Below are 12814 nucleotides of genomic sequence, written 5' to 3' on the forward strand. Positions count from 1 at the left end.
CCGGCCGCGACACGTGAAGGGCGGGCGCCGACGACCGGTGCCCGCCCTTCGTGTCGTCGCTCAGCCCTCGGCCCAGCCGTGGTTCTTGGCGAACTGCAGCAGTCCGGTACGGATCTGCATGATCTGCGCGCCGGTGAGCGTCGGCGCCTGGCTGAGCAGGATCTCCGTCACCTCCCGCAGGTACTCGTCCGCGTCGAGCACGTCGCACAGGGAGTCGTCATCGTCGCCCTGCGCGGTCGTGACGCGCGAGGGAACGGCCGCCACCGTGGTCACGGCCGACGGCGTCTCGGCCGGTCGCACCCGCCACGCCTTCGGTCCCTTGTCGCCCTCCTCGACCTCGAACACCACCGAGAGCCCGGCCCGCACCTCGGACTCGGGCATCAGCATGTCGTTGACGTGCAGGAAGACGTCCTCGCCGCCACCGTCGGGCGCGATGAAGCCGTAGCCCCGCGCCGCGTCGAACTTCACCACTCGTCCAGAAACCACCACAACCCCCAAACCTCGGACCCCATGTCCGATACCTCGCTCCACAACATAGAGCCACCGGACGGGCTGACGGGAGTTCCGCCCACCGGCCCGCCCTCGTGCCGCCAACCGTGCCGCCAACCGTGCCGCCGACCGGCCACTGACCGGCCGGTCCATCGCGCCGCCAACCGCCCGCTCGCCGCATTGTTCACCTGCCCACTCAGGGGTCCACGTACCGGTTGCCGACAGGTGATCTGCTCAGCCGCCGGTTCCGGCGGCCTGCTGGGCGAACTGCGTGCGGTACAGGTCCGCGTACAGGCCGCCGGCCAGCAACAGCTCTTCGTGCGTGCCGCGTTCCCTGATGCGGCCCGCCTCGACGACCAGGATCTGGTCGGCGTTCCTGACCGTGGACAGCCGGTGGGCGATCACCAGCGACGTCCGCCCCGACAGCGCCGTCTCCAGCGCCCGCTGGATCGCGGCCTCCGACTCCGAGTCCAGGTGCGCCGTCGCCTCGTCGAGCACGACGATCGGCGGTGCCTTGAGCAGCAGCCTGGCCAGGGCCACCCGCTGCTTCTCGCCGCCGGACAGGCGGTGGCCGCGCTCGCCGACCACGGTGTCCAGGCCGTCCGGCAGGGCGCTGATCGTGTCCCAGACGAGCGCCGCCCGGCACGCCTCGATCAGCTCGCGCTCGGTCGCCCCGCGCCGCGCGTACTCGAGGTTGGCCCGCAGCGTGTCGTGGAACAGGTGCGCGTCCTGGGTGACCACCCCCACCGCGTGGCGCAGGGACCGCAGGGCCAGGTCGCGGACGTCCTGGCCGCCGACGCGCACCGCGCCCTCCGTGGCGTCGTAGAGGCGCGGGACGAGCTGGGTGATCGTGGTCTTGCCCGCGCCCGACGGTCCGACCAGCGCGGTCAGCTTGCCCGCCGGGGCGTGAAAGCTGAGGTCGCACAGCGTCCACCGCTTGTCCGCGCCGCCGCCGGGCGATCGCATGGAGGACTCCAGGGACGCGAGCGACACCTCCTCCGCGCCCGGATAGCGGAAGCGGACCCGGTCGAAGACGATGTCCGGCGCGGGCGGGCCCGAGCGGCCGGGCGCGGCCAGCTCCCGCGCGCCGGCGCGTTCGACGATGTGCGGCTCCAGGTCGAGCACCTCCAGCACCCGGTCGAAGCTCACCAGGGCCGTCATCGCCGTCGCCTGCATCGAGGCCAGCAGGTTGATCGGCCCGTAGAGCCGCATCAGCAGCGCCACCATGGCCACCAGCGACCCGAGTTCGAGCGAGCCGCCGATGGTCAGGACGCCGCCCAGGCCGTAGACGACGGCCGTGGTGAGCGCGGTCAGGACGGTGACGACGATGCCGAAGATCCGCCCGTACACGACACGCAGGATGGACACGTCACGCACGCGCCCGGTCTTCGCCGCGAACGCGGCCAGGTCGTCGTCCGGGTGGCCGTAGAGCTTGGACAGCAGTGCCCCGGACACGTTGAAGCGCTCATGCATCATCGAGCTCATGTCGGCGTCCAGCTCCATGGCCTCCCGCGCGAGCCGCTCCTGCCGCCGGGCGATCAGCCGCGCGGGCAGCAGGAAGAACGGGATCATCACCAGCGCCGCGAGCGTGATCTGCCACGACAGGTAGACCATCGCGGCGAGCACGAGCGCGAGCGTGAGCAGCGTCGACACCGACTGCGACAGCAGCGTCGTCAGGGCCTGCCTGGCGCCGATCACGTCGGTGTTGAGCCTGCTGACCAGCGCGCCGGTCCGGGTCCGGGTGAAGAACGCCAGCGGCTGCCGCTGGATGTGCGCGAACACCTTGGTCCGCAGGTCGTGCACCAGGCCCTCGCCGATCCGGCCCGAGCACCACGCCCCCAGGTACGCCGCCCCTGCCTCGACCAGCGACAACGCCGCCACCAGCAGGCAGAGCCAGAGCACTGTGCCGGTGCGCTTCGGCACGATCCCGTCGTCGATGATCGCCTTGAGGATCAGCGGGCCGGCGGCCGTGACGACCGCGACGGTGACGGTGGCCAGCAGCAGCAGGGCCAGGAACCAGCGGTACGGCGCCGCGTACGGCAGGATCCGCCGCCACGTGCCGCGTTTCACCCGCTGCCGGGTGATCGAGTCGTCGAACCGCAGCCCGGTCACCCCGCCGGCCTTTCCGCCCATGTCCTGCTTTCCGCCGCTTCGTCCGCTGCTCTTTCTGCTGCTTCGTCCGCCGTCAATGGACACCTGCCTTGTTGTCGATGCTGTGGATGCCGCCGGTGGGAGACCCCGGACGGCCGGCGGCGGCTCCCGGCCAAGTGCGGCATCAGCGCAGTTGAACGGGTGAACGGGTGAACGCCGAAGTTGACTGCCGCCCGGCGCCTGAGCTCATAGTTGGTCCCGCGGGGCCGAGCGACGCATCACGCGGCCACCGAACGCCGGACCGGCGTCGTTGCGGACGTCCGTTCTCCGGTGCCACCCATCCCGTACCGAGAAAGGACGACGTGGTGACGAATCCGTTCGACGACCCGGATGCCCAGTACCTGGTTCTGGTGAACGACGAGGGACAGCACTCCCTCTGGCCGATCTTCGTGGCGGTTCCGGAAGGCTGGAAGACCGTCTTCGGCCAGGCGGGACGCCAGGAGTGCCTCGACTACATCGAGAAGTCGTGGACCGACATGCGTCCCAAGAGCCTGATCGAGGCCATGGAGAAGAAGTAACCACCCCTGTGACGTCGCCGATCCACCTGTGGTGGTCGGCGACGTCCGCATGTGCAGGGCAGTCATCGTCCTCGGGACAGCCGTTACTGGCCGACCGCCTTCCAGGACAGTGACGGATCGCGCTCGTCGAGCTCCTGCGCGAACTGCTGCCACGTGGCGGCGTACTGGCGGGCCAGCTTGACCACCAGCCCCTCCCAGTGGGGCGGCACCGCCGCGATGAGGTCGGACCAGCTCTCCATCGCCAGCGCGGTCTGCTGCAGCAGCCGCAGCAACTGCCGGCCCTCCTCCTTCAGCCGCAGCGAGGGGTCACGCAGCAGCTTGTCCAGCACCAGGGCGGGCTCGGAGTGCGGCGCGTGCGCCGCCGTTCCCTGCCCGGCTCGCCGCCGGGCGATCTGGTCGGGCATCGCGGCCTCGTGCGCGGGCGCGGCTGGAGCCGGCGGCCTGGCGTCGGCCGGGTGGGGCATCGTGGGCGGCTCGTTGGACAGTAGTCGTTTACGGACGTCGCTCGCCGTGGCCGGAGAGATCCCGGCCAGCCTCGCCACCTCGCGTAACGAGGCGTCGGGGTTCCTGGCGATGACCTCGGCCGCGCGCAGCCGTCCGTCGGCTCCGCTCAGCGGCCGGACCCTCCCGTCGCGGCCGATGCGGGCGTTCAACTGCGGCACGGAGCCGGTTGAACGGCGGCGGATGGCGGCCACGGCCTTCGCCCCGAGCCCCGAGGCCCGCGCGATGGCCCGGTCGGACATGTGCGGGTGGGAAGCGACGATGCGGATCGCGGCGGCCCGCCGGTCGGCCTGCGTCAGGGGCAGACCGTGGGCGATGTTGGCCTGCACGGCGTGCAGGAAGGCGTCTTCCGTGGTGCCGTCGAAGAATTCGACGTCGATGGTCTCCTGCCCGCGTACGAGGGCGGCGAGGAGACGGTGCATCCCGTCGATCACGTGCCGGTCGGTGCGGCGGACGAGAATGGGCGGAAGCGGGCCGTCGATCTCGGCCAGCCGCGCCACGTGCTCCTGGTCCTGTCCCTGCAGTCGCGGCGACTCACCGGGCAGGAGCGTGGCGATCGGAACGGAGACGATCTTTGATTCGAAGGTGTCGGGAAGCCTGCTGATTCCGGTCGGGCGAGGTTCCGTGGCATCTGTTCGATCCGGAACCGAGCTCATGCCGCTGTTGTGCAACTGCAAATGGTTCACCCCGTTATCTGTGAATCCCAACGAGCATTCCCCGTGAATTTCCCGCCGTTCGGCGGTGAAATTCCCGTGCCATTTCCGTCGCCTTCCGCAGAATTCTTTCCGCCGTGACCGGCCCGCTGCCCGTCACGATCCCGAGCCCGTACGCGCGCCGAAACGCGAGGGAGAAGGCCCGTTCCGGCCCGCCGGCCGGAGTCCCGGCCCGGATCATTCGACAGACTGCCAGCGGCCGATCGCGGAGAGGCGGGAGGAGGCGGCCGACCCGGTGGGCCGCCTAAGGGGCCAGAAGCTCATAAGCCCTCATCATCCACAGGGTTCACCAGTATGCCAAGGCTTTGAGTCATCGGCGTTGTCAAAGTATATGGGCGGTATTTCCTTCGGTAGGGGCGCGCTCCTGATGGGGTGTCAAGAGGGCGCGGCGACTCCGGTCGCGGCGAATCCCCTGCTCAGCCGCCGCCGGGCGCGGGCGGCAGCCGCACAACCTAGATACACGCTTGTTGATCTTTGAGCTACTTCCGTCGCACGAAGCCCTGACCTGCCCCTCCGTCGGGGCGCGCGGCGGTCATGGCCCGGACGATCGCGCCGGAGTTCTCGCCTGGCGGCCCGCATGATCACACACGGTGAGTGGCGGGCCAGGGAGGCGTGAGCGGTTTCCGCTCACATCTCGGTCCGCACCGGGTGTTCAGCGGCGAAGCGGCCCCAAGAGTTCATGAGCGGAAGGATCACTTGTACGTTTTTTGTAGCGTGCGGGACTACCGTCGGCTCCATGTACTTGCGGTCGACCCGCCGGCGGAACAAGGACGGTTCCGTGGTCCGCTACCTGCAGTTGGCGCACAACGAGTGGGACGCGGCCACGAAACGGTCGAAGGTGCAGGTCATCTACAACTTCGGCCGCGACGACGCCACGAACCGGCAGGCCCTCGTAAGACTGGCCGCCTCGGTGATCAAAGAACTCGGACCAGAGCAGATCCTCGACGTCACCGCCGACGGGCTGGAGTTCGTGGACTCGCGGCCGTTCGGTGGCGTGTGGGTGCTGGACGCGCTGTGGCGGCAGCTGGGGATCGACAAGACGTTCCGGCGCATGTGCGTGAACGGCGGGCTGGACCCGTCGGCGGAGCGGGTGCTGTTCGCCCTGGTCGCCAACCGGGCCCTGACCGGCTGGGCGGACCCGCCCGGCGAGGTCGCCCGCTGGGTGAACGAGGACGTCTTCGTGGACGGGCTGCCTGGCGTCACCGAAGAGGCGTGCCGGAAGGTGACCGACTGGTTGTGCGAGATCTCCGGCAGCCTCCAGGAGGAGGTCTCGCGCGAGCTGGCCCACCACCTCGACCGCGAGGCCGACCTGCTGTTCTTCGAGTCCCCCTCCTCCGGTCCCGAACCCATTCAGAGGGTGACCGGCCTCGACTCGGACGCGTACGAGCCGCTCCTGGACGCCGCCGCGACCGGTCGGCCCGCCTTCGGCCCGCCCCCGGACCCCGACGCGGACGGCCGGACCATGGTCGGGCTGGCCGTCACGCGTGGCGGCATCCCGCTCAGGGTCTGGCGCTGGCCCGGCCGCACGCCCGACGAGGTCATGATCGGGCGGGCCAAGGAGGACATGAAGGGCTGGGCCCTGTCCCGCGTCATCTGGACGGCCGACCGGGCCTGCCCGGACGACGGCGATCGGCGCCTCCCGCGACAGGACGAGGGCCACCACGACATCGTCGGCGCGAAGCTGCGCTCAGGATCGGCCGAGGCCGACGCCGCGCTGTCCCGTCAGGGTCGCTACCACCGCGTCGCGGCGAACCTGCGGGTCAAGGAGGTCCACATCGCCGCGGACGAACGCTTCGTGATCTGCTGTGACGCCCTGACCGCCCGGCGGGACGCCGAGACGCGCGCCGGGCTGCTGGAGGAGCTCACCGGGCTGATCGACGGCACGGACCGGCTGCCCTCCGCCGCGCGGGCCGCTCTGCACCAGCAGATCTCAGCAGATCCACACATGAGCCGATATTTGCGGATGACGCCGGGCGGGTTGTTGCGCATCGATGCCAAGGCCGTCAGAGCCGAGGAGAACCTCGACGGCAAGTACCTCGTCCGCACCACCGACCCCGGACTCCCGGTCGAGGACATCGCGCTCGGCTACATGCGGCTGCTCACCTTCGAACGCGGCTGGCGCGACCTGCTCACGGGCGTGTCCCGGCTGTGCGACCGGGGCGAGCCGAGCGTCCGCAGGCACCTGCCGCTCACCTGGCTCAGCCTGCTCCTGGTCCCCGTCGCCGAGTTCCGCACCGGGCTGTCGTGGGCGCGGCTGCGGCGCGAGCTCGACCGGATCAAGCTCGGCACCTTCGCCGCCCGTACCTGCACGCTGCGGCAGCGTACGGAGATGACCGAGAAGCAGCACGATCTGCTGGCCGCGCTGCTGCTGACCCCGCCGCCGCGGATCATCGAGATGACGCCGGCGGGATGCTGAGCCCGGTAACGCGTTCGTCACCACGGTTCCGCCCGGCCCTTCCCGGGGGCACTCTGGAGCCATGCCGAAGCCGACGCCGGGGAAGGGGACGGAAGGCGAGCCCGATCGGCCGGCCGCGCGGCCCCACGTCCAGCAGATCGGCACTGCGTCCGGACACGGCCGGGTCTATCAGGCCGGGCGTGACCTGACCGTCCACGAGACGGTGCTGCCCGCCACGGCGCTCCGGCCGGTCACCGAGGTCGACGCGCCGCCGACGACCGTGAACGTCCCCGGGCACCAGCAGTTGTTCGTCGGACGTGACGAGGAGCTGGCGGCCCTGCGGACGACCCTGTCCGCCGGCCGGCCGGCGGTGGTGGCCGCCGTGCACGGGCTGGGCGGCATCGGCAAGTCCACCCTGGCCGCCCGGTACGCCACCGGACAGGCCGGGGCGTTCAACCCGGTGTGGTGGATCACCGCCGACACCCCGCCGGGGTGCGGGCGGGGCTGGCGGCCCTCGCCGCCGCGCTGCAGCTGGAGCTGGCCGCGGCCCTCCCCTCGGAGGCCCTCGCCGAGCGGGTCACGGCCTGGCTGGCCGCCCACGAGGGATGGCTGCTGGTCCTGGACAACGTCACCCACCCCTCCGACGTGGCGCCGCTGCTGGCCCGTACGCTGACCGGGCGGGTGCTGATCACCAGCCGGCTCGGCCAGAGCTGGCACCGGCTCGGCGCCGAGGTGCACCGGCTGGACGTGCTGGACCACGCGACGGCCCGGGAACTGCTCACCCGGATCGCCGGCCCACCCGGCCCGGGGGAGGGCGCGACGGAGCTGGTCGAGGAGCTGCGCGTCCTGGCCTGGTACGCGCCGGAGCGCATCCCCCGCACCGTGCTCGACGGCCTGGCCGAGCCGCCACGGCTGCAGCGCGCGCTGGGCGCCCTGGCCGCGTACAACGTGATCACCCTGGACGGGCCGGGCATCGTCGTGCACCGCCTGGTCCAGGCCATCGCCCGCACCCCCGACCCGGCCGACCCGCACCGCCAGGCCGGCGACATCGAAACGGCCCGTGCGTACGCCGTCGCGCTGCTGGACCTGGCCCGCCCCGCCGAGCACGACATACCCGCCGAGTGGGCACGGTGGCGAGCGCTGCTGCCGCACATCGACGCCGCCTTCGAGCGCACGCCCTCCGAGGCCGACACCGTGGAGGCGCAGCGGCTGCTTCTCGCCACCGGACTGTTCCTGAACGACCAAGGGGCCGTCGGCCGCTCACTGACGTACCTCAAGCGAGCCCTGGGCACGGCCCGCCGTCTCCACGGCGACGACCATCCCCTCGTGCTCAACACACGGGCCGCCCTCGCCTACGCCCACCGGGCCATCGACGATCTGAAGGAGGCGATCCCCTGCTGGAGCAGAACGTGGCCGAAGAGGAACGCCTCCTGGGCCCTGACCACGCCAACACCCTGATCTCCCGCAACAACCTGGCCGGCGCCTATGAGGCGGCGGGGGACCTGGGCCGGGCCATCCCGTTGCACGAGCGCACGCTGGCCGACCGCGAACGGGTGCTCGGCGCCGACCACCCGACGACCCGTACCGTCCGAGACAACCTGCCGGGTCGCCGCCCGAGCGGCACCCCGGCCGCGATCGGCCGGTGACGGTGCGAAATGATGGCCGTATGGCCGATCAGTCCGTGGTGCTGTTCTCCTACGGCACGCTGCGTCAGCGCGAGGTGCAGCTGGCGGTGTTCGGACGCGAGCTGTCGGGCACGCCCGATCGTCTGCCCGGCTACCGGCTGTCGCTGCTGGAGATCACCGATCCGCACGTCGTCGAGGTCAGCGGCGCCACGCACCATCCGATCCTCGAAGCCACCGGCGATCCGGCCGACGTCGTGGAGGGTACGGCGCTGCGCGTCACCGAGGACGAGCTCACCGCGGCCGACGCCTACGAGGTCGACGACTACGAGCGGGCCCTGGTGCCGCTCGCCTCCGGCCTGCGGGGCTGGGTGTACGCGGCCCACCACCGCCCGGCCGGCACGTGACCGTGCCGTCCGGCCCGTACCGCCTTCCAGCCGGCCGAGGGCGTTTCCTGGGTCTCGGGCGTCAGGGACGCACGATGAAGCGTTCCTTCGCGCGCGCGAACGCGCGGAGGGGCTCCCGGTAGAAGGCCACGTTGGGCACGCTCAGATGAGCGAAGGGCTGATGCTCCTGAGACGGGAAGGCCATACCGACAATTCCCTGCCCGATGGGGGCGCTGTGGCCGGCACAGCCGGAAGAGGTCTGGAAATCAGCGGAGTCTCGCCACACCGCCACATCACCGCCGTCTCACGATGAGCCGTCTCACGATGAGCCGTCTCACGATGAGAACGTCAAGGCGTCACTCGGGCGTCCAGTGCGACGCGGAACCGGTGTACCGAGGGGTCGTTGACGCGGTACGCGGGCCGGCCGGCGAGGGCGTTGACGAGCTCGATCGCGCCCTCCCGCCCGGCGGCGTCGCGGGCCTCCACCGTCTGGCCGGCCATGTGCGAGTACACCGTGATGCCCTGGACGCCGCGCAGCACGCTGTCGGCAGGCAGCGGCTCGACCTCGCACACGTCGAGGGCGGCCCCGGCGATGGCCCCGTCGCGGACGGCCGCGGCCAGGGCGTTCTCGTCCACGATCGCGCCGCGCGCGGTGTTGACGAGCAGCGCGGTCGACTTCATCAGGCTCAGTGCCCTGGCGTCGATGAGGTGGCGGGTGGCGGGGGTCAGTGCGGTGTGGACGGAGACGACGTCCGAGCGGGAGAGCAGGGTGTCGAGGTCCACGAACTCCACGTCGGCGACGGGCGAGCCGGGGCCGGACGCGACGGCGGGCGAGCCGGCGGCGGGCGGGACGACGGCGGGCGGGACGACGGCGGGCGGGACGACGGCGGGTTCAACGGCGGGCGCGAGGGCGGTGCGGCAGAGTACGGTCATCCCGAACGTGCGGGCCAGCGGCACCACGGCGCGGGCCGCCGCGCCGAACCCGATCAGCCCGAGGGTCGAGCCCCGCAGCTCGTGCCCGTCCGTACGGGGCCAGCCGCCCCCGGCGACGCCCGCGGCCAGCTCGACCAGGCGCCGCGACGCCGCCAGGATCGCGCCCACCGTGAACTCGGCGACGGCGTTCGCGTTGATCCCCGGCAGGTTGCTGACCAGGATCCCCAGCTCGGAGGCGGCGGCGACGTCAACGGAGTCGTACCCCACACCCGACCGCACCACGGCCTTCAGGGCCGGCGCCGCGGCGAGGACGTCGGCCGTCATGGGCTCGTTGGCGATGAGCGCGCCCTCGACACCGTCGAGCAGCCGGACCAGCTCGTCGCGGTCGCGGCGCCCCCGCAGTGGCGCGTGCACCGTCTCGTGACCGTGCTCCTTCAGGTACACGTCGACCGGGTCGCCGGGCCGGAGGTAGTCGGTGGTGATGAGGATGAGGGACATCGGCCGAGCGCTCACTTCTCCGTCGGGGTGGTACGCCCAGCACCGTAACGGCGCTCACCCCGGCGGGATAACCCCCGGCGGCGAAAGGTGACCTTTCACGCCAAGGCCAGCCGCTCGGGCAGCCGCTCGCCCAGGAAGTTCAGGACCGCCGTCACCCGGGCGGGCACGTGGTCGGTGTGGGCGTGCAGCGCGTACACGTCGGCGGGCGGCGTGGGCACGTCCGCCAGAACCTGGACGAGCCGCCCGTCCTTCAGCAAGGGGGCGACCTGCCAGGTGGAACGCATGATGAGCCCGCGGCCTTCCAGCGCCCAGCCGGTCACCACGTCGCCGTCGTCGCTGGACAGCGCGCCGGCGACCCGGACCCGGAACTCGTCCGCGCCCTCGCCGAAGCGCCACAGCGCGTAGTCGCCCTGGTTCTCACGGAGCAGGATGCAGTTGTGGCCGGCCAGCTCGTGCGGCGTTCCCGGCTCGCCGTGCTCACGGACGTAGGCGGGGGACGCGCACACCACGCGCCGGTTCTCCGCGAGCCGCCGCATCCGCAGGGTCGAGTCGTGCAGCGGGCCTACGTGGATCGCCACGTCGAAGTCGCGCCGGTGCGGGCTGACCGGCAGGGGCGTCGTGGTGAGCTGGATGCCGAGCTGCGGATGCCGCGCGCCGAACTCGCCGAGCAGCGGGCCGATGTGCGCCCGCCCGATGCCGAGCGACGACTCCACGACGAGCGTCCCGCGCAGGTCGCCCGAGGCGCCGGAGATCTCCTCCTCCAGCCGCTGCACGTCGGCGAGGATCGGGCCGATGCCCTTCGCGAGCGCGGCTCCCTCGGAGGTGAGCACCAGTCTGCGGGTGCCACGCCGGACGAGGCGCACGCCGAGGCGCTGCTCCATCGCCGCGAGCCGCTTGCTCACCACGGGAAGGGAGCACCCCAGCCCGCGGGCGGCCGCCGTCAGCGTCTCGCTCGCGGCCACGACCGTGAAGAACCTCAGGTCGTCGACAGACTCCGGCACGGCCCCGACCTCCGCCACGCGTCTTTCCTGGCGCGAAAGCCTACCTTCCCCTTGAGCCCCCTTGAGCGCCCTTTCAGCCCTTTTCGGCCCCTTACAGCCCGCCTTCGGCGGCGGAGAGTCCCACCTAGCATCGCCGCGTCCGTGCGTGAGTCCCCCGATCAGGGGACGAGAGTCCCCGGCTCGTGTGATGAGCCGCCCTTTCGCCCCGACCTAGCCTGTGACCAGGGGAAAGGCCGACGGGGTCCGTCAAAGCTGGAAGGAAGCGGACATGCTGGCTGCGCTGGGCTTCGGGTCCATCTGCCTGTTCACGGTCTTAGTGATGACCAAGAGGATCTCGGCGGTCGCCGGTCTCATTCTCATCCCCACGGTGTTCGGCCTGCTCGGCGGGTTCGGCGGGAAGCTGGGGGAGATGATGGTGTCGGGGGTCGTCGACACCGCCCCCACCGCGGTGCTGCTGACGTTCGCCCTCCTGTACTTCCTCGTGATGACGGAGTGCGGCCTGTTCGAGCCACTCATCCGCAAGATCCTGGCGATCGTCGGCGAGGATCCGGTCCGGATCGTGCTCGGCACCGCCATCCTCATCATCTGCATCGGCCTCGACGGTGACGGCTCCACGGCCGCCTTCGTCGTCATCACCTCGATGTATCCCATCTACCGCCAGGTCGGCATCAATCCGCTGATCATCGCGATGCTGCTCGGCATCATCTGCCCCACGCTCAACTGGATGCCGTGGGGCGGCCCGGCCGCGCGGATGGCGGTCTCGCTGGACATCGAGGTCGCCGACGTGGTGCTGCCCATGCTGCCGGCGCTCGTGCTCACCCTCGCCGCCGCGCTCGTCTTCGCGTACGTCGTGGGACGAGGCGAGCGGAGCAAGCTCGCCGCGCGCAAGGCCGAAGCGGCGGCCCTCGCGGACGAGGGCGACGAGTCCGGCGTGAGCAAGACCCGCACCCCGATCCCGACGAAGAACGTCTGGTTCAACTTCCTGCTGACGATCGCCTTCATCGTCAGCATGGGCATCGAGCTGCTGCCCCTGCCGGCCCTGGCCATGATCGCGTTCTCGCTCGCCGTCACCGTCAACTGGCCCAGCCTGCGCGTGCAGAACGAGAAGCTGAAGCCGCACGCGGGGACCGTCGTCATGGTGATCTCGCTCATCCTCGCGGCCGGCGCCTTCTCCGGAGTGCTCAACGAGAGCGGGATGGTCAAGGCGATGTCGGACGCGCTCGTCGCCCACCTGCCGCAGGCGTGGGGCGGCGGTTTCGCCTTCGTCACGGCGCTGATCTCGGGGCCGCTGCTGTTCATCCTGTCGAACGACAGCTTCTACTTCGGCGTCGTGCCGGTCCTCGCGGAGACGGGGTCGGCGTACGGGATCCCGCCCGAGGTGATCGCGCACTCCGTGCTGCCCGGGATCTTCCTGCACACGCTGAGCCCGCTGAGCGCGCCGATCTACCTCGTCGCCTCCCTCCTGCGTACGGACTTCGGTTCGCTGCAGCGCTTCGCCTTGAAGTGGTCCGTCGCCATCACCCTGGCGGCCATCGCCGCGGCCACGGTCACCGGCGCGATCTACGCCGTTTGAGCCCGCAGAACGCCATCGACCAGCCAGATTCCAG

12 protein-coding genes are annotated in these 12814 nt (G+C 71.2%); 7 read left to right on the forward strand and 5 right to left on the reverse strand.

Going from position 1 to position 12814, the window contains the following annotated elements; genetic code table 11:
• Nucleotides 1-60: 60 nt before the first annotated feature.
• Nucleotides 61-468, reverse strand: a complete 408-nt coding sequence (locus AB0C27_RS52850; protein WP_357862338.1) for a cold shock domain-containing protein — start codon at nt 466-468, stop codon at nt 61-63.
• Between the two features lie 255 nt (nt 469-723).
• The gene (locus AB0C27_RS52855) at nt 724-2622 is read right to left on the reverse strand and encodes an ABC transporter ATP-binding protein (RefSeq protein ID WP_357862340.1); all 1899 of its coding nucleotides are present in this window, start codon (nt 2620-2622) and stop codon (nt 724-726) included.
• Nucleotides 2623-2945: 323 nt separating this feature from the next.
• Here AB0C27_RS52855 and AB0C27_RS52860 point away from each other — a divergent pair, with 323 nt between their 5' ends.
• Nucleotides 2946-3158, forward strand: a complete 213-nt coding sequence (locus AB0C27_RS52860; RefSeq protein ID WP_345572647.1) for an MbtH family protein — start codon at nt 2946-2948, stop codon at nt 3156-3158.
• A gap of 83 nt (nt 3159-3241) precedes the next feature.
• On the opposite strand, the gene AB0C27_RS52865 is transcribed toward AB0C27_RS52860, so the two are convergent.
• Nucleotides 3242-4315, reverse strand: coding sequence for a ParB N-terminal domain-containing protein (locus AB0C27_RS52865; protein WP_357862342.1), 1074 nt, complete (start codon nt 4313-4315; stop codon nt 3242-3244).
• A 793-nt stretch (nt 4316-5108) separates the two neighbouring features.
• On the opposite strand from AB0C27_RS52865, the gene AB0C27_RS52870 reads away from it, so the two are divergent.
• From AB0C27_RS52870 to AB0C27_RS52890, 5 genes are all read left to right on the forward strand, one after another.
• Nucleotides 5109-6788 carry a transposase gene (locus tag AB0C27_RS52870; protein WP_357862344.1) on the forward strand — a complete coding sequence of 560 codons (1680 nt, stop codon included), beginning with the start codon at nt 5109-5111 and terminating at the stop codon, nt 6786-6788.
• A gap of 61 nt (nt 6789-6849) precedes the next feature.
• Nucleotides 6850-7440 carry an ATP-binding protein gene (locus AB0C27_RS52875; protein ID WP_357862346.1) on the forward strand — a complete coding sequence of 197 codons (591 nt, stop codon included), beginning with the start codon at nt 6850-6852 and terminating at the stop codon, nt 7438-7440.
• A 521-nt stretch (nt 7441-7961) separates the two neighbouring features.
• Nucleotides 7962-8225, forward strand: coding sequence for a tetratricopeptide repeat protein (locus AB0C27_RS52880; RefSeq protein ID WP_357862449.1), 264 nt, complete (start codon nt 7962-7964; stop codon nt 8223-8225).
• A complete protein-coding gene (locus AB0C27_RS52885) occupies nt 8177-8413 on the forward strand; it encodes a tetratricopeptide repeat protein (protein WP_357862348.1) in 237 nt (78 codons plus the stop codon). The genes AB0C27_RS52880 and AB0C27_RS52885 overlap by 49 nt, the downstream gene beginning before the upstream one ends.
• Nucleotides 8414-8433: 20 nt before the next feature.
• Entirely contained in the window at nt 8434-8796 is a 363-nt protein-coding gene (locus AB0C27_RS52890; protein WP_357862350.1) for a gamma-glutamylcyclotransferase family protein, read from the forward strand.
• Between the two features lie 327 nt (nt 8797-9123).
• Here AB0C27_RS52890 and AB0C27_RS52895 read toward each other — a convergent pair whose 3' ends face one another.
• Both AB0C27_RS52895 and AB0C27_RS52900 read right to left on the reverse strand, forming a co-directional pair.
• Complete coding sequence (locus AB0C27_RS52895) at nt 9124-10206, reverse strand: phosphoglycerate dehydrogenase (protein ID WP_357862352.1); 1083 nt, start codon at nt 10204-10206, stop codon at nt 9124-9126.
• A gap of 95 nt (nt 10207-10301) precedes the next feature.
• Nucleotides 10302-11207 carry a LysR family transcriptional regulator gene (locus AB0C27_RS52900; protein WP_357862354.1) on the reverse strand — a complete coding sequence of 302 codons (906 nt, stop codon included), beginning with the start codon at nt 11205-11207 and terminating at the stop codon, nt 10302-10304.
• A gap of 268 nt (nt 11208-11475) precedes the next feature.
• Here AB0C27_RS52900 and AB0C27_RS52905 point away from each other — a divergent pair, with 268 nt between their 5' ends.
• Entirely contained in the window at nt 11476-12780 is a 1305-nt protein-coding gene (locus AB0C27_RS52905; protein WP_357862356.1) for a citrate:proton symporter, read from the forward strand.
• The last annotated feature ends 34 nt before the right edge of the window (nt 12781-12814 follow it).

The organism is Nonomuraea sp. NPDC048882 (assembly GCF_040649755.1).
In the GTDB taxonomy this organism is placed as follows: domain Bacteria; phylum Actinomycetota; class Actinomycetes; order Streptosporangiales; family Streptosporangiaceae; genus Nonomuraea; species Nonomuraea maheshkhaliensis.

Excerpts from the sequence above, each read along its gene's own strand:
- AB0C27_RS52855 (WP_357862340.1), bottom strand. The coding sequence starts at position 2,622 with ATGGGCGGAAAGGCCGGCGGGGTGACCGGGCTGCGGTTCGACGACTCG.
- AB0C27_RS52865 (WP_357862342.1), bottom strand. The coding sequence starts at position 4,315 with ATGAGCTCGGTTCCGGATCGAACAGATGCCACGGAACCTCGCCCGACC.
- AB0C27_RS52870 (WP_357862344.1), top strand. The coding sequence starts at position 5,109 with ATGTACTTGCGGTCGACCCGCCGGCGGAACAAGGACGGTTCCGTGGTC.
- AB0C27_RS52875 (WP_357862346.1), top strand. The coding sequence starts at position 6,850 with ATGCCGAAGCCGACGCCGGGGAAGGGGACGGAAGGCGAGCCCGATCGG.
- AB0C27_RS52890 (WP_357862350.1), top strand. The coding sequence starts at position 8,434 with ATGGCCGATCAGTCCGTGGTGCTGTTCTCCTACGGCACGCTGCGTCAG.
- AB0C27_RS52895 (WP_357862352.1), bottom strand. The coding sequence starts at position 10,206 with ATGTCCCTCATCCTCATCACCACCGACTACCTCCGGCCCGGCGACCCG.
- AB0C27_RS52905 (WP_357862356.1), top strand. The coding sequence starts at position 11,476 with ATGCTGGCTGCGCTGGGCTTCGGGTCCATCTGCCTGTTCACGGTCTTA.